Consider the following 15,438-nt stretch of genomic DNA (forward strand, 5'->3'; position numbering starts at 1 on the left):
ATCATGGCAATTGCACAGGAAAACATCGAACGGATCCAAAAAATGGAAAGCTATTTGAATGACTATGCTAAAACTTTGGAAGAAACCAAAAAAGCAGTGGATCAGCTAAGAGAGCATCAAGAAAGCTATATCCAACTGCGCGATTATTATAGTAGTCAGGCCTATTTTGATGATTTGGACTTGTCCAATCAGGCTGACTTTCCAGAAGATCTTCCTTGTGGTGTCTTGTCCGAAGATGCCGTCTATGATTTGTTAGACGAGCATTTTCAGATGGGAGTGGAGCTCTTGGAGATCGCAACGAAAATGATCAAAGAACGGTGAAATTTCAATCTAAAAGCTCCGGGAAACCGGAGTTTTTAGATTGAAGACTAACGTCATCATAGAAACTTTCCTTAGGTGAGTACGGACGTCAGCGAACTTCGAAGAAGTTCCATGACTAAATCAAGATACAAAGGGCGTCTGCGGATAAAGTCAAAATAGGAAGTTTGACGCAGAATCTTTCGATTCTAGGAGAACTTATCTTTTTGACACAATCCGCAGTCCGTGTTCAATTAGTTTTGAACCTCTTCGCTCTTTAATTTCTGGGCTCAGGCTAAAACAGTTCCCCGAACTGTTTTACTCTCAAAACTCCCGAGTGCTAGAAACAAAAGTGTTTCTAGCACTTTTCTCACGGCGGAAAGTTTCAGTATATGTTTGAATAAACATAATATATATCATTCTAATTCTTTTAGCATTACTTGTGTTAGCATATCGTGACAAACCCTACCAGTAAAAGAAAATTTTCCAAAATGGACTTTTTCTTCAGCAAAAAAAGCTCCGGTTTCCCGGGGCTTTTTGAATGATTAGTGTGAGACACGGCGACGTGCTGCTTTTTTGCGGTTTTCTTCAATGAAAGCTGCTTTCTTTTCTTCTGGCTCGATTACTTTTTTCTTGAATGTATAAACTGCACCTGCGACAGCAGCAACTGTACCAGCAACACCAGTAACAAAACCTTTACCAAATCCTTTAGCCATGTGAATTTCTCCTTTTCTGAACTTTAAATATTTATGTTATAATATATGGTAACGAAAAAACGTGAATTTTGCAAGGAAAAACGATGAAAACCAAGATAATTGTGATTGTGGGACCGACTGCTGTTGGAAAGACAGCTCTTGCGATCGATTTAGCACAAGCTCTCAATGGTGAGATTATCAGTGGCGATAGTCAACAAGTCTATCGCAAGCTGGATATTGGAACAGCCAAGGCGACACCAGAAGAGCAAGCTGCAGCTCCCCATCATTTGATCGATGTGCGGGAGGTGACCGAGTCTTACTCGGCTTTTGATTTTGTAAGAGAAGCTAAGACTGCGATTGAGGATATCACAGCTCGAGGCAAGCTTCCTATCATTGCAGGTGGGACGGGCCTTTATATCCAAAGTTTGCTCGAAGGTTATCATCTAGGTGGTGAAGTTCCTCATGAAGAGATTCTTGCCTATCGCGCTCAATTGGACTTATTGTCGGATGAAGACTTGTACCAAAGGGTAGCGGAGCAAGAACTTGTGATTCCTCAGCTCAATCGCCGTCGGGCCATGCGGACTCTTGAAATTGCGCATTTTGGGCAGGACCTCGCAAACGAAGAGACCGATTATGAACCCTATCTCATCTGTCTAGATGATGAACGGTCCTTGATCTATGATCGCATCAATCGCCGAGTAGATCGCATGCTAGAGGAGGGCTTGCTGGATGAAGCTCGGTTGCTCTATGATGACCATCCGGAAGTTCAGGCAGCTAAAGGCATTGGCTACAAGGAACTTTTTCCTTACTTTAAGGGAGAACAGAGCCTTGAGGAAGCCAGTGAGATCCTCAAGCGCAATACGCGTCGTTTTGCCAAACGGCAGCTGACCTGGTTTAGAAATCGAATGGAAGTTAAATTTTACGCCATTTCTGCCCCCCACTTCAAGGAGCAGGTTCTTGCAGATGTAAAGGAGTTTTTACAGCATGATTGAAACAGAAAAGAAACAAGAACGCATCCTTTTGGTTGGTGTGGAACTTCAAGGCATGGACAATTTTGACATGTCTATGGAGGAGTTGGCGAGCCTGGCTAAAACAGCCGGTGGAGATGTTCGGGGCTCCTACACACAAAAGCGGGAGAAATACGATACTAAGACCTTTGTCGGCTCAGGAAAACTAGAAGAAATTGCACAAATGGTCGAAGCAGATGAGATTACAACGGTAGTGGTCAATAACCGACTGACCCCCCGTCAAAATGTCAACTTAGAAGAAATCCTAGGGGTTAAGGTCATTGACCGGATGCAGTTGATTTTAGATATCTTTGCCATGCGGGCTAGGAGTCATGAAGGTAAGTTGCAGGTGCACTTGGCCCAGCTCAAATACCTCTTGCCACGCCTTGTTGGTCAAGGGATCATGCTCAGCCGTCAGGCTGGGGGAATTGGTTCTCGTGGACCAGGGGAAAGTCAGTTGGAATTGAACCGCCGGAGCGTTCGCAATCAAATCACCGATATCGAGCGCCAGCTCAAGGTAGTTGAAAAGAACCGGGAAACCCTTCGTGAAAAACGCTTGGAATCACCTGTCTTTAAGATTGGTTTGATCGGCTATACCAATGCAGGAAAGTCGACCATTATGAATCAGCTGACCAGTAAGAGCCAGTATGAAGCCGATGAACTCTTTGCGACCTTGGACGCAACAACTAAGAGCATCCATCTAACAGGCAATCTGCAAGTGACGCTGACCGATACGGTTGGTTTTATTCAGGACTTGCCGACAGAGTTGGTATCAAGCTTTAAGTCGACCCTGGAAGAAAGTAAGAATGTGGATCTCTTGGTCCATGTCATCGATGCTTCTGATCCCAATCATGAAGAGCATGAAAAGACCGTGCTCTCTATCATGAAAGACTTAGATATGCTAGAGATTCCTCGCTTAACCCTCTACAACAAAGCGGATAAAGTAGCGGACTTTACCCCAACCCAGACACCTTTTAGCCTGATTTCAGCGCGCTCTGAGACAGCCCGTGAAGATCTCCAGGCTTTGCTCCTAGAAAAACTGAGAGAACTCTTTGTTCCCTTTACCATTCGCGTTCCCTTTTCAAAATCTTATCGGACACATGATCTAGAAACAGTTGCGATCATTGACCAGCGCGAATTTGAAGAGGACGTCGAGGTCATTCAGGGCTATATCGCAGAGAAAAATAAGTGGAAGTTGGAAGAATTTTATGACGGATTACGTTGATTTAGCAATAAAATATGGAGGCTATACCAGCCTCGATCGGGTCTATCTGACCAATCTTTTAAGCACGATCCCTGAGGAATTGCGTCTCCGTGTGATTACGCCTCCCCCAAGTGTGATCAACGCCTATTTTGCTGAGCTCTATCAAAAGAAGAGCCCCAAGGAGGCCATGGATTATTTCTTGGACCTGAGCCGGGCATTTGACTTATTCACAGTTCAGCAAAGCTTTGACGAACGGAAGCCTTTTATCCGCCTCAACTTATCTGGGAAGTCTTATGGCTTGGCTTACGTAAATGAAGAGCTAGCCTGTGTCTTTGCTGAACATCCAGCAGAGGCTATCACTCCCGCCATTTTATTTGAAATCGCAGAGATCTTTCCGCATTGCTTGGTCTTTGAAAAAGATGGCAAGATCTGCTTGCAAGATGCTAGCCCAGAAGTGGTCACCAAAACAGAAGTCCTCTCAGCCCTGACTGACTTGATGACCTTGGAAGATGGACGCTTGAAACTGTCAGGATATAACCAAGAGGAACTCCTCGAGCTAGCGCAAGCCTACCCAGGCAACCTTTCTTTCCGTTCAGAAAACAGGACGGCCATGATTTATATAGATAGAAAGTAGACAATGGACATTCAATTTTTAGGAACGGGAGCTGGGCAACCCTCAAAAGCCCGTAATGTATCGAGCTTGGCGCTCAAATTGCTGGACGAGATCAATGAAGTCTGGCTCTTTGATTGTGGCGAAGCGACACAGAATCAAATTTTAGAAACGACCATTCGTCCGCGAAAGGTTAGCAAGATCTTTATCACTCACTTACACGGAGACCATATTTTTGGTTTGCCAGGTTTCCTTTCTAGCCGGGCCTTCCAGGCCAATGAAGAGCAGACAGATCTGGATATTTATGGTCCAGCAGGCATCAAATCCTTTGTCATGACCAGTCTTCGCGTATCAGGCTCTCGTCTGCCTTACCGCATCCATTTTCATGAATTCGATGAACATTCTCTGGGTAAGATTTTAGAAACCGATAAATTCACGGTTTATGCGGAAGCTTTGGACCACACCATTTTCTGTGTGGGTTACCGGATCATGCAGAAGGACTTGGAAGGGACACTCGACGCAGACAAGCTCAAGGCAGCGGGCGTCCCATTTGGACCGCTCTTTGGCCAGGTCAAAAATGGACAAGATGTCACCCTGGAAGATGGGACTAAGATCATTGCAGCGGATTATATTTCAGCCCCTCGGCCTGGTAAGATTATCACGATCCTTGGAGATACCAGAAAGACGGATGCCAGCGTCCGCCTTGGAGTCAATGCGGATGTCCTCGTCCATGAGTCTACCTATGGCAAGGGTGATGAGAAGATTGCTAAGAAACACGGTCACTCGACAAATATGCAGGCGGCAGAAGTAGCGCGTGAAGCTGGAGCCAAGCGCCTTCTTCTCAACCATATCAGTGCCCGCTTCTTATCAAAAGACATCAGCCAATTGCGCAAGGATGCGTCCAGCATTTTTGAAAATGTCTATGTCGTCAAAGATTTGGAAGAAGTGGAGATCTAAGATGCGAACCATTCTCATAACAGGAGCAAGTGGAGGCTTGGCCCAAGAAATGGTCAAGCTCCTCCCTGAAGACCGGCTGATTCTCCTAGGTAGAAATCAAGAAAAACTGGAACAACTCTATGCCAGTCATCCTCAAGCTGAATGCATCGGGATCGATATCACTGATTCCTCAGCTGTCCAAGATTTGGTAGAAGAGCTCTATCAGCGCTACGGGCAGATCGATATCTTGGTCAACAATGCAGGCTATGGGATCTTTGAAGAGTTTGACCAGATTACCAATGAGCAAATTCATGCTATGTTTGAAGTCAATACCTTTGCCCTCATGCAGCTTTCACGCTTGATGAGTGCGCACATGAAGGAAGCAGGCAAGGGGCACATCGTCAACATCGTCAGCATGGCGGGACTCGTCGCAACTGCCAAATCCAGCCTTTATTCGGCCACCAAGTTTGCGGCCATTGGCTTCTCGAATGCCCTGCGGTTAGAACTCATGCCCTTTGGTGTCCATGTGACGACGGTCAATCCAGGCCCCATTCGGACCACTTTCTTTGATCAGGCAGACCCAGACGGAAGCTATGTCAAAGCTGTGGATCGCTACATTTTGGAACCGGACTTTGTAGCCAAGAAAATTGTCAAAAACTTTGGAAAAGCAAAACGTGAGCTCAATCTGCCTTGGCTTTTGAACCTGACCCACAAGCTCTATACCCTTTTCCCTCGCATCTCGGACAAGCTAGCCTGCAAGATGTTCAATTACAAATAGGAGGAGATAGATGGCAGCGAATATTCAAGCCTATTTAGAAAACCTCCGGCAACCTTGGGGACAGATCTATTATGATATCCTTTTTGCACAATTAAAAGACATCAAAGGCAAGCGAGTCCTTGATTTTGGCAGTGGTTTTGGCCTTGTAGCCAATCACCTAGCGCAAGACAATGAGGTCCTTGCTGTAGAACCAAATGAAGAAATGGTCGCCTTGCGGGCCCAGGACCATCCCTACCAGCAACTGGTCGGAAGTCTGGATCAGTTAGCAAGTCTTGAGGATGCTAGCTTTGATGTCATTCTCTGCCACAATGTCTTGGAGTATGTAGAGGATCGCAAGGTGATTCTAAAGGCATTCACTCGTCTCTTGAAACCAGGAGGCCTGCTCTCTATCGTCAAGCACAATGAGGTTGGCCGCGTCCTACAGACCGTCGTTTTTGAAAATGATCCTCAGAAGGCGCTTGATCTCTTAGCAGGTCAGGACTTGGAAACTCACTCCATGGGTTTGGCACAGGCCTATGATCTAGATAGAGTAGTAGAAGATCTAGCCCTCAAAGTTCAGGACTATCAGGGAATTCGAGTCTTTTATGCCTTGCAGGACAATCGCTTCAAGGGCCAAGAAGGCTGGCGAGAGTCTATGCTTAAGATGGAGCTGGCCGTTTGCCAAGAGCCGCCTTACCGGGATATCGCCTTCTTCCAGCACTATACCTTAAAAAGGAGTTAAGATGGTACATTACAAACAAGAAATTCCAGCGTTAGCAGACTTACTCGCACTCTATAGCTCAGTCGGCTGGACCAATTATACCAACAACCCAGCTATGCTGGAAGAAGCTGTCAAAGCCAGTCTCTGGCAGTTGGCCGTCTATGATGAGAAAGAGCTCGTTGCCTACATTCGCTTGGTAGGAGATGGCCACTCGGTTCTTTTGGTGCAGGACCTCTTGGTGCAACCAGATCACCAGCGTCAAGGCATCGGAAAGAAACTCTTAGAAGAGGCTTTAGCGACCTTCCCCACTGTCTATCAACGGCTCCTCGTCACAGAACGTAGCGAGAAAAATTTAGCCTTTTACCAATCCTTAGGCTTTGTCGAACTTTCAGAGCAAGCCTGTACAGGGATGATTTATATGAAATAAGAGAGTGGGACAGAAATCGGTAATTCGTTAGAATTCGATTTCGTCGTCCCACCTCCGCACAGTTGAGTAGGGCTGTAAAAGCTGATGAAATCAGCGTAGTAGAGCCCACTCAACCACTGCGTCTTGCTCGACAATCCAAAAACAATTGAGAGGCTAGGACTTTTGTCCCAGCCTTATCTATTTGACTGACAAAAGGGGGAATAGGGATAGAGCTAAGTAATACGATAGCAACTATTTTTAAATATTTTGTATTTTCAAATATTCCAACTATTACCTGACCTTTTATTTCCCGCCATTTTAGCCTTTCATGATATAATATTCAGATAAGAAAAAGAGGAGACCAAAAGCTAGATGATCACTTCAAAATACGATTGGCAGTTAGCTTCGCCAAGTGCAGATGACGCCTTTTTAGCCCTTGCCAAAAAAGCAGGCCTGGAAGCGTCCGTAGCAACCTTGCTGTATGAGCGTGGCATTCAGACCAAAGAGGATTTAGAAGACTTTTTAGAGCCCAAGTTAGAGAAACTTCACGACCCTTATTTGCTCCATGATATGGACAAGGCAGTGGAGCGCATCCGACGGGCCATCGAAGATTATGAGCAGATCCTCATCTACGGAGACTATGATGCGGACGGGATGACCTCAGCCTCCATTATGAAGGAAACCTTGGAGCAGATGGGAGCAGAGGTGCAAGTCTACCTACCCAACCGCTTCACAGACGGCTACGGTCCCAATGAGAGTGTCTATAAATACTTTATCGAGCAGCAAGGCATTTCCCTGATTGTTACGGTGGACAATGGTGTGGCGGGTAATCAAGCCATTGCCATGGCCCAAGCAATGGGAGTCGATGTCATCGTGACCGACCACCACTCTATGCCGGAGGTTTTACCGGATGCATATGCGATCATTCATCCGGAGCATCCAGATGCGGATTATCCCTTCCATTATCTAGCAGGATGTGGTGTGGCCTTTAAGTTGGCCTGCGCCCTCTTAGAGGAAGTACCAGTCGATCTCTTAGACCTGGTCGCGATTGGGACCATTGCAGACATGGTCAGTCTGACGGATGAGAATCGGATCCTGGTCAAATACGGTCTGGGTGTTCTCCAACATACCCAGCGCATGGGTTTGCAGGAGCTCTTGGAGATCGCAGGGATTCGTCCGGAGGATGTCAATGAAGAAACAGTTGGTTTTCAGATTGCTCCTCGTCTCAATGCCCTTGGCCGCCTCGATGATCCCAATCCTGCCATTGAACTCCTAACAGGATTTGACGATGAAGAGGCGCACGAGATTGCCCTTATGATTCATCAGAAGAATGAAGAACGAAAAGAGATTGTCCAAGCCATCTATGACGAAGCTAAAACCATGGTCGATCCGAGCTTATCCGCCCAAGTCTTGGCCAAAGAAGGCTGGAATCCAGGGGTCCTTGGCATTGTCGCAGGTCGTTTATTAGAAGAGCTTCATCAGCCGGTCGTTGTTTTAAGTATCGAAGATGGACGGGCTAAAGGAAGCGCTCGGAGTCCTGAGTCGGTCAATATCTTTGATGCCCTCGATCCCCACCGGTCGCTCTTTGTCGCATTTGGAGGACATGCTGGTGCAGCAGGAATGACGCTCGAGGTGGACCAACTTCCTGCCCTGTCTCAGGCTCTTACGGATTACATTAGAGAGCAAGAGATTGACCTTAGTAGCAAGTCCACCCTAGCCATCGACGAGGAACTGCATCTAACAGAACTAACGCTTGAGACCTTGAAAAGCTTTGATCGCTTGAGTCCATTTGGCATGGACAATAAAAAGCCAGTCTTTCTGGTCCGTAATTTCAAGGTAGAAGGGGCACGCTCGATGGGAGCTGGCAATACCCACTTGAAACTCAAAATTTCTCAAGAAGATGCGACCTTTGAGGTGGTTGCCTTTGGTTTGGGAAGCTTAGAGGCAGAGTTTGCACAGGCGCAAGACCTAGAGCTAGCTGTTCAGTTGTCGGTCAACCAATGGAATGGTCAAACGACTCTCCAGCTCATGCTGGTTGACGCGCGTGTGGATGGTGTACAGCTCTTTAATATCCGCTCTAAAAATGCCAGCCTCCCCGCAGGTGTTCCCGTTCTTGATTTTACCCAAGAACTGCCAGATCTATCTGGAGCACCCGCTGTTGTAGTTGGAAATATCCCTGAGGATTTAGAGCAACTACGGCAAATCTTCCAAGAGCATGATTTTCAGGCCGTTTATTTCAAAAATGAGATCGCCAAAGCCTACTATCTGACAGGATACGGTAGCAGGGACCAGTATGCCAGGCTCTATAAGACCATCTATCAGTATCCAGAGTTTGATGTCCGCTACAAACTCAAAGACCTAGCGGCCTATCTCAAGATCCAGCAGATCCTCTTGGTCAAAATGATTCAGATCTTCCAAGAGTTGGGCTTCGTGACCATTGAAAATGGTATCATGAAGGTCAATAAAGAAGCAGAAAAACGAGAGATCGCAGAAAGCAACATCTACCAAAACCTCAAACAAACGGTGAAAGAGCAGGAGTTGATGGCTCTTGGAACGGTTCGTGAAATCTACGACTACCTGACAGGTCAGGCCTCATGAAAAGATACCTAAAAAAATCTCTCTGGCTCACTCCTATCCTACTTTTTTGCCTTTATTGTTTGGGAATCTACCTGAGCCTAAATAATCCCATGGAAGAAATCAACTATGCCGAAAATGGTGGATGGATGCGCTATGTGATGTTTAAGCCCTTTACAGAAACGATAGGAAATGATGGTATCTGGAAAGAAGATGAGGGATTTCAAATCTACCCTATTCAGATAAAATCGTTAGTGGTCAGGAAGACCTATCCGTCATGATGTTTCGAGACAGTTCTGAATGGGTTTACTGGTATGAATACCATCTAAACGAAAATGCATACGTTCGTATGTCTTTCAAATACGATTCTGCAAATAAGGTGTTTCTCCAAAGTGATGTCTATCTTTATGCAGATGATCAAGAAGTAGAGGGTAGTGATTTTCTAAAGAAACTTTCTGACTACGGCAAAGATCGTGCTTGGTTGAAAAAGCAAAGTAAGAAGGTCGCTGAGCAATACATTCTTGACACCTGGTTTAAGAATGGAAGTTCACGTTATTCCATGAAAAACTTGGGCAATATGAAAATCCAGTACAATGAATTGTTAGAAGAGAAGTAATAGATTTTTTTCGAACCCAATCCCACATCTTTTTTGAATGTGGAATTTTTGCTTTTGACGCGGGAGCTTGGGAAAATGATTTGGCAAAAAATGATGCAAGTTAGTGGAATTCATGATATAATGGAATGTAAAAAATTTTTTATGAAAGAAAGTTAACCATGAATTTAAAAGATTACATTGCAAGCATTGAAAACTATCCACAAGAAGGAATTACCTTCCGTGATATTAGCCCTTTGATGGCAGATGGCAATGCTTATAGTTATGCGATTCGTGAAATCGTTCAATACGCGACAGATAAGAAAATCGATATGATCGTTGGTCCTGAAGCGCGTGGCTTCATCGTTGGATGTCCGGTCGCTTTTGAGTTGGGAATTGGATTTGCGCCTGTTCGTAAGCCTGGTAAATTGCCACGTGAAGTCATCTCTGCTGACTACGAAAAAGAATACGGTGTTGATACCCTCTGCATGCACGCAGATGCCATCAAACCAGGTCAACGCGTCCTTATCGTTGATGACCTCTTGGCGACTGGTGGTACGGTGAAAGCAACCATCGAAATGATCGAAAAACTCGGTGGAGTTGTTGCAGGTTGTGCCTTCTTGATCGAGTTGGACGACTTGAAAGGTCGCGAAGCGATCGGCGATTACGACTACAAAGTCTTGATGCATTACTAATATAGTCTAATACTATAACTGGCTACAGAAAAACCATAATTGAAAACTATAAGCTCCTATCATATAATGTTAGTTAAGAACTTGTAAGATGGGAGCTTTTTATGCCAATTACTCTAGATAAAAAATTACCAGCAGTCGATATCCTTCGTTCAGAAAATATTTTTGTCATGGATGATGTTCGGGCGACTCACCAGGATATTCGGCCGATGAATGTTCTCATTCTTAATCTGATGCCGACCAAGGTTGCAACAGAAACCCAGCTCTTACGGCTCCTTGCCAACACGCCCTTGCAGATCAATGTAGATTTCCTCTATATGGCGAGCCATGAATCCAAGAATACAGCGGCAGAGCATTTGGAGAGCTTCTACAAGACCTTTGAGGATATCAAGGATAATTACTATGACGGCTTGATTGTGACAGGGGCGCCTGTCGAAAAGATGGACTTTGAGGAAGTAGACTACTGGGAAGAATTGACCCAGATCTTTGAATGGTCTAAGCGGCATGTCTTTTCGACCTTGCACCTTTGTTGGGGAGCCCAGGCTGGACTGTACCACCGTTACGGGATTCAAAAAGTAGAGCTCTGTGACAAGCTATCCGGTATCTATGACCAAGCAGTGGTGCGTCCCGAAAGTCTGCTCATGAGAGGCTTTGACGATCGCTTCCTTGCCCCTCATTCTCGTTATACAGATATTCCTTTGAAGGAAGTCCTTGAAAAGAGCAATCTTCAAGTGATCGCTCAGGGAAATGAAGTTGGGCTTTCCATCATTGCTAGTCCAGACATGCGTGAGGTTTATAGCTTTGGCCATCTGGAGTATGATCGCGATACGCTGGCAAAAGAATACCACCGAGATGTCAAGGCGGGCTTGGATCCGGACGTTCCCAAGAATTATTTTGATGGGGATGACGCTAATACAGAGCCTCGCATTCGTTGGAATCTAGCTGCAACGACCTTCTTTAGTAATTGGATCAACTATGCGGTTTATCAAGAAACACCCTACCGCTTGGAAGAATTGGAAAAAGATATTTCATTTTATGGTTACCTATAAAGGGGAATTATGACATATTCACAAGCATTTAAGTATGGCAACTTGGTTCTTCCAAGTGCCTTGCTTTTTCATTATCATGAATTGTTTGACCAAGCAGATGACTACTTGGTTTGGCAGTTTTTCTTCCTTCAAAATACGACTGGCCAAGAGGCCTTAACTCCCAATCAGATTGCTAGTCATCTAGGAAAAACGGTGACAGAGGTCAATCGGATTATGTCCAATTTGACCACCAAGGGACTTCTTCAATACCGTACTATTGAGCTCAATGGCGAGATTGAAGCCATCTTTGATGCGACCATTGCTCTGGAGCGCTTGGATGAGATTATAGAAGCCCAGACACAAGGGAAGGCACAGAGCGCGCCTGCTAAGGGAAATGTCATCAAGGATTTGGTGGAAACCTTCCAACAAGAACTGGGACGACTCTTGACGCCTTTTGAGATTGAAGATTTGACCAAGACCGTGCGCGAGGATCAGACAGATCCAGATGTGATCAAGGCAGCCCTACGAGAAGCTGTCTTTAACGGCAAGCCTCACTGGAAATATATCCAAGCCATTTTACGCAACTGGCGCAGTGAAGGCATCAACAGCCTGGCCCAAGTAGAGGCGAAACTACAAGAACGTGAGCAAACCAACCCACGCAATGTAACGGTTTCAGACGATTTCTTGAAGGCCATGGATTTGTGGAAGGATTAAGAGGAGACGATTGATCAATTGAAATGGGGAGATAAAAACAGACGCAGACGATTTAGATGGCTCTATCCGACTATGTTAGTGGTCGGATTGTTTTTATTGTTTGGCATGATCAGCTTTTACTACGTACGGACCAACCTATTAACTTCGGGCCTGTACCCAGTAGAAGAGACTCTACTAGAGGCTGGCTATACCAAAACGAAGACAGGATTTCGTAAAAAAGATGCCAATGTAATCATTGACATCCAGTGGAACGCAAAAACAAAGGTATTTGATAAAAATCATTATCGCTTTAAAGCCCATCAAGAGACAACTTTCTGGAAGACAACCTATGTGGATAAGGAAACACTTGAACGTTTGACCAATGGCCAGCTGTCTAACCAATATGGTTTCGTGCAGTACACCAAGGTTAATAAGAAAGATTGGCTAAGGGTTTCTCCAAGACTAATAGCCCACGCTGGAGGGACGGTCCGGGAGAAGGAGTACAATACGAAGTATACCAATTCCTTAGAGGCTTTACGGCAAAATTACAATCTCGGCCATCGCTTGTTTGAAATGGATTTTAATTTGACTAGTGACAAGAAATTAGCTGCAGTTCATGATTGGAACCATTTTGGAAACAAAGATGATGTCGCACCTTCTTCTAAGGAATGGAAGAAATTTCAGGGTTATGGTTCCCCAGAAACACCAAGTCGCTTTACGACCATGTTAATAGGGGATGTGTTTGATCAAATGATAATTAATCGAGATATGGTGTTGGTGACAGATACCAAATCGATGGAAATCCCTAAGGAAGATAGGATTACACAATTTAAAGAACTTGTTTCAGAAGCAAACAAGCGAGACAAAGAACTATTGGATCGTGTGATTCCACAAATTTATCATCAAGAGATGTTCGGAGAAATCGAATCTATTTATCCTTTCAAGCACGTGATCTATACGCTCTACGCCTCACCAGATAGTGGAGAAGAAGTGCTGGATTTTATCGCCAAGCACAAGGAAATCGAGGCGGTGACCGTCCCTATCGACGATTCTCGCTTAACTCCTAAGTTTATCGAACAGGTACATAAACTTGGAAAACGGGTCTATGTTCATACCATTCAAACCTATGAGAGCCTAACTAAGTATGCTGCGATCAATGTTGATGGCTTTTACACTGGCTTATTGACTCCACAGGATATGGCCGTGTATGAATCCGTATCAAAATAAAACAGAAAACTAGCCCTTTCATAAGGTGCTAGCTTTTTCGTTTTTTAAATAGTCTGCGTAGGCTTCTTCTAGTTTGGTGAGGAGTTCTTGTTTTTCCTTGTCACTAGCAAAGGAAGCCTGGATGGCATCGACATTGTGCTGGTAAAAGTCAGCTTCCTTGGTTTGGAAATGCTGATGGTAGAGGGCATATTCCTTGGTCAAATCCGTATCAGATACAGTCCGGTTATCGGTGTTGATACTGATCCGAGCTCCGGCTGCCTTCATCTTCAGATAAGGGAAATCCTCTATAGTAGGTGCTGCTTTTGTCTGTAAGTTGCTGGTCAAGCAGAGTTCACCGGTGACCCCATTTTCAATAAAGGATTGGAGTAAGGCTGGTTCATGAGATAGAGCTGTCACGTGGCCATTGCGTTTGATGCCAAATGCAATCGATTGAGCAACAAAGTGTGGGCAATGACACTCACCTGCATGAAGCGTCATGGGCCGATGGTAACTCTTGACTTGCTCAATTAGAGGTCGAATATCTTCTGGAGAGTAATTGTGCTCATCCCCGGCAAAGTCAAACCCGACAAATTCCTGATCGCTAACTTGGTTGGCTTCTGCAAGAATGCGAGAGGTGAGTTCTTGATCTGACTGGCGCATGCCACAAACGAGGGCTTTGGCTGTAATGCCAAACTCTTCTTGGGCTTGGCGCAGACCGTCGCAGACAGCATCGATGGTTTCTGGGACGGTAAGTCCTTGGTCCATGGACAATTCTGGGGCAAAGCGGACCTCGATGTAGAGGACATTTTCCAGAGCCGCTTGCTTAGCGACATCGTAAGCAGCAAGGGTCAGGGCTTCCTTGGTTTGAAGGAGGGGACGAATGTAGTCAAAGGCCTCCAAATAGTCCAAGAGATTCTCACAGTGGGCAGGAGCAGTGACATGGTGTTTGAGCTCTTCATCGCTAGCAGGGAGGTCAATATTGGCCAGGGCTGCCAATTGGCGAATAGTCAGAAGAGACAAGGAACCGTCTAAGTGACAGTGGAGTTCCGTCTTTGCCAAACTATGAAAGTCGATCGTGGACATGATTTTTCTCCTTCAAAAATGTATTTTTTCTATACTATCATTTTGCCAAGAAAAGTCAAGTAAAGCTAGCGTAGCAGATTTTTGAAAGTAACGCCTGGATTTGATATGCTAGGAGTAGCGAAATAAAGGAGAAGAAAGATGTCAGACTATCAATTACCAGAAGTATGGGAAGCGCCGAGTCAAATGGGAGGAGCTTGGGGAGGTTTGAACCAACCAAGAGCAGGAGCCCGCTTTGAACAAAGCCTTCCAAAAGGCGACCAGCCTTTCCAACTCTATACCCTTCCAACCCCAAATGGGATCAAGGTGACCATTATGCTGGAAGAACTAAAAGAGTTGGGTGTAGATGCGGGCTATGACGCTTATCGCATCAAGATTGGTGATGGGGATCAATTCGGCAGTGACTTTGTAGCCATCAATCCAAACTCGAAAATACCAGCCATGTTGGATCAATCAGGTGACCAAGCCATTCGGGTCTTTGAATCAGCCAATATTCTCTTGTATCTAGCAGAGAAATTTGGACAATTGATTCCGACAGATCCTGCTAAACGGACCGAAGTGCTTAACTGGCTCTTCTGGCAGACAGGGGCTGCACCTTTCTTAGGGGGAGGCTTTGGCCATTTCTTCCACTACGCTCCTGAAAAAATCGAGTATGCCATCAACCGCTTTGCCATGGAAGCCAAACGCCAATTGGACCTACTGGACAAGGAATTGGCGACCAAACCTTATATCGCAGGGGAGGACTATACCATTGCAGATATTGCCATCTGGTCTTGGTATGGCCGTCTAGCCCAAGACAAGGTCTGGGATCGTGCTGGAATTTTCCTAGATGTGAAGGGATACAAGCATTTGCAAGCTTGGACAGAAAAAATTGCTAATCGCCCAGCAGTGCAACGTGGCTTGGAAGTAGAATATAAAGAAATTGATGCATAAGGAAAAG

Annotated in this window: 16 protein-coding genes and 1 pseudogene; 15 read left to right on the top strand and 2 right to left on the bottom strand. The window is 45.3% G+C overall.

Annotated features, from left to right (window positions below):
* Window positions 1-3: 3 nt before the first annotated feature.
* Window positions 4-321 carry a DUF4298 domain-containing protein gene (locus tag AC6IZR_RS04075; protein WP_497848848.1) on the top strand — a complete coding sequence of 106 codons (318 nt, stop codon included), beginning with the start codon at window positions 4-6 and terminating at the stop codon, window positions 319-321.
* Between the two features lie 521 nt (window positions 322-842).
* On the opposite strand, the gene AC6IZR_RS04080 is transcribed toward AC6IZR_RS04075, so the two are convergent.
* Window positions 843-1,013: a DUF3042 family protein gene (locus AC6IZR_RS04080; protein WP_003014881.1), complete on the bottom strand. Its 171-nt coding sequence runs from the start codon at window positions 1,011-1,013 to the stop codon at window positions 843-845.
* 83 nt (window positions 1,014-1,096) lie between these two features.
* Between AC6IZR_RS04080 and miaA the strand changes: the two genes are divergently transcribed.
* The 13 genes and pseudogenes from miaA to AC6IZR_RS04145 all read left to right on the top strand — a co-directional run bounded on the left by miaA (window position 1,097) and on the right by AC6IZR_RS04145 (window position 13,439).
* Window positions 1,097-1,984 carry a tRNA (adenosine(37)-N6)-dimethylallyltransferase MiaA gene (gene miaA / locus AC6IZR_RS04085; RefSeq protein ID WP_497848849.1) on the top strand — a complete coding sequence of 296 codons (888 nt, stop codon included), beginning with the start codon at window positions 1,097-1,099 and terminating at the stop codon, window positions 1,982-1,984.
* A complete protein-coding gene (gene hflX / locus AC6IZR_RS04090) occupies window positions 1,977-3,224 on the top strand; it encodes a GTPase HflX (RefSeq protein WP_268683462.1) in 1,248 nt (415 codons plus the stop codon). The genes miaA and hflX overlap by 8 nt, the downstream gene beginning before the upstream one ends.
* The gene (locus AC6IZR_RS04095; RefSeq protein WP_070587182.1) at window positions 3,208-3,837 is read left to right on the top strand and encodes a cystathionine beta-lyase; all 630 of its coding nucleotides are present in this window, start codon (window positions 3,208-3,210) and stop codon (window positions 3,835-3,837) included. The genes hflX and AC6IZR_RS04095 overlap by 17 nt, the downstream gene beginning before the upstream one ends.
* Window positions 3,838-3,840: 3 nt before the next feature.
* A complete protein-coding gene (gene rnz / locus AC6IZR_RS04100; protein ID WP_014713571.1) occupies window positions 3,841-4,770 on the top strand; it encodes a ribonuclease Z in 930 nt (309 codons plus the stop codon).
* Between the two features lies 1 nt (window position 4,771).
* Window positions 4,772-5,527: an SDR family NAD(P)-dependent oxidoreductase gene (locus AC6IZR_RS04105; protein WP_070587184.1), complete on the top strand. Its 756-nt coding sequence runs from the start codon at window positions 4,772-4,774 to the stop codon at window positions 5,525-5,527.
* A gap of 10 nt (window positions 5,528-5,537) precedes the next feature.
* Window positions 5,538-6,248, top strand: coding sequence for a class I SAM-dependent methyltransferase (locus AC6IZR_RS04110; protein ID WP_070587186.1), 711 nt, complete (start codon window positions 5,538-5,540; stop codon window positions 6,246-6,248).
* A gap of 1 nt (window position 6,249) precedes the next feature.
* Window positions 6,250-6,654, top strand: coding sequence for a GNAT family N-acetyltransferase (locus AC6IZR_RS04115; RefSeq protein WP_070587188.1), 405 nt, complete (start codon window positions 6,250-6,252; stop codon window positions 6,652-6,654).
* A 351-nt stretch (window positions 6,655-7,005) separates the two neighbouring features.
* Entirely contained in the window at window positions 7,006-9,231 is a 2,226-nt protein-coding gene (gene recJ / locus AC6IZR_RS04120; RefSeq protein ID WP_497848850.1) for a single-stranded-DNA-specific exonuclease RecJ, read from the top strand.
* Window positions 9,228-9,823: pseudogene (locus AC6IZR_RS04125) on the top strand (TipC family immunity protein). The gene recJ and the pseudogene AC6IZR_RS04125 overlap by 4 nt, the downstream one beginning before the upstream one ends.
* A 158-nt stretch (window positions 9,824-9,981) precedes the next feature.
* Window positions 9,982-10,494: an adenine phosphoribosyltransferase gene (locus AC6IZR_RS04130; protein WP_021153512.1), complete on the top strand. Its 513-nt coding sequence runs from the start codon at window positions 9,982-9,984 to the stop codon at window positions 10,492-10,494.
* 101 nt (window positions 10,495-10,595) lie between these two features.
* On the top strand, window positions 10,596-11,540 hold the full coding sequence (gene metA / locus AC6IZR_RS04135; RefSeq protein WP_497848851.1) for a homoserine O-acetyltransferase MetA: 945 nt from the start codon (window positions 10,596-10,598) through the stop codon (window positions 11,538-11,540).
* A gap of 9 nt (window positions 11,541-11,549) precedes the next feature.
* Entirely contained in the window at window positions 11,550-12,233 is a 684-nt protein-coding gene (locus AC6IZR_RS04140) for a DnaD domain-containing protein (RefSeq protein ID WP_214254829.1), read from the top strand.
* Window positions 12,234-12,251: 18 nt separating this feature from the next.
* Entirely contained in the window at window positions 12,252-13,439 is a 1,188-nt protein-coding gene (locus AC6IZR_RS04145) for a glycerophosphodiester phosphodiesterase family protein (RefSeq protein ID WP_214254830.1), read from the top strand.
* Between the two features lie 18 nt (window positions 13,440-13,457).
* On the opposite strand, the gene add is transcribed toward AC6IZR_RS04145, so the two are convergent.
* A complete protein-coding gene (gene add, locus AC6IZR_RS04150; RefSeq protein WP_497848852.1) occupies window positions 13,458-14,501 on the bottom strand; it encodes an adenosine deaminase in 1,044 nt (347 codons plus the stop codon).
* A 138-nt stretch (window positions 14,502-14,639) separates the two neighbouring features.
* Here add and yghU point away from each other — a divergent pair, with 138 nt between their 5' ends.
* Window positions 14,640-15,431 carry a glutathione-dependent disulfide-bond oxidoreductase gene (yghU, locus tag AC6IZR_RS04155; protein ID WP_070506414.1) on the top strand — a complete coding sequence of 264 codons (792 nt, stop codon included), beginning with the start codon at window positions 14,640-14,642 and terminating at the stop codon, window positions 15,429-15,431.
* Window positions 15,432-15,438 lie beyond the last annotated feature (7 nt).

The sequence above is a fragment of the Streptococcus mobilis genome (assembly GCF_059727625.1).

What these genes read in the sequence shown, in the direction of transcription:
- miaA (WP_497848849.1), top strand. Translation starts at nt 1,097, where the DNA reads ATGAAAACCAAGATAATTGTGATTGTGGGACCGACTGCTGTTGGAAAG.
- AC6IZR_RS04140 (WP_214254829.1), top strand. Translation starts at nt 11,550, where the DNA reads ATGACATATTCACAAGCATTTAAGTATGGCAACTTGGTTCTTCCAAGT.
- AC6IZR_RS04105 (WP_070587184.1), top strand. Translation starts at nt 4,772, where the DNA reads ATGCGAACCATTCTCATAACAGGAGCAAGTGGAGGCTTGGCCCAAGAA.
- yghU (WP_070506414.1), top strand. Translation starts at nt 14,640, where the DNA reads ATGTCAGACTATCAATTACCAGAAGTATGGGAAGCGCCGAGTCAAATG.
- AC6IZR_RS04095 (WP_070587182.1), top strand. Translation starts at nt 3,208, where the DNA reads ATGACGGATTACGTTGATTTAGCAATAAAATATGGAGGCTATACCAGC.
- AC6IZR_RS04075 (WP_497848848.1), top strand. Translation starts at nt 4, where the DNA reads ATGGCAATTGCACAGGAAAACATCGAACGGATCCAAAAAATGGAAAGC.
- AC6IZR_RS04080 (WP_003014881.1), bottom strand. Translation starts at nt 1,013, where the DNA reads ATGGCTAAAGGATTTGGTAAAGGTTTTGTTACTGGTGTTGCTGGTACA.
- rnz (WP_014713571.1), top strand. Translation starts at nt 3,841, where the DNA reads ATGGACATTCAATTTTTAGGAACGGGAGCTGGGCAACCCTCAAAAGCC.
- add (WP_497848852.1), bottom strand. Translation starts at nt 14,501, where the DNA reads ATGTCCACGATCGACTTTCATAGTTTGGCAAAGACGGAACTCCACTGT.
- AC6IZR_RS04110 (WP_070587186.1), top strand. Translation starts at nt 5,538, where the DNA reads ATGGCAGCGAATATTCAAGCCTATTTAGAAAACCTCCGGCAACCTTGG.
- metA (WP_497848851.1), top strand. Translation starts at nt 10,596, where the DNA reads ATGCCAATTACTCTAGATAAAAAATTACCAGCAGTCGATATCCTTCGT.
- AC6IZR_RS04115 (WP_070587188.1), top strand. Translation starts at nt 6,250, where the DNA reads ATGGTACATTACAAACAAGAAATTCCAGCGTTAGCAGACTTACTCGCA.
- hflX (WP_268683462.1), top strand. Translation starts at nt 1,977, where the DNA reads ATGATTGAAACAGAAAAGAAACAAGAACGCATCCTTTTGGTTGGTGTG.
- recJ (WP_497848850.1), top strand. Translation starts at nt 7,006, where the DNA reads ATGATCACTTCAAAATACGATTGGCAGTTAGCTTCGCCAAGTGCAGAT.
- AC6IZR_RS04130 (WP_021153512.1), top strand. Translation starts at nt 9,982, where the DNA reads ATGAATTTAAAAGATTACATTGCAAGCATTGAAAACTATCCACAAGAA.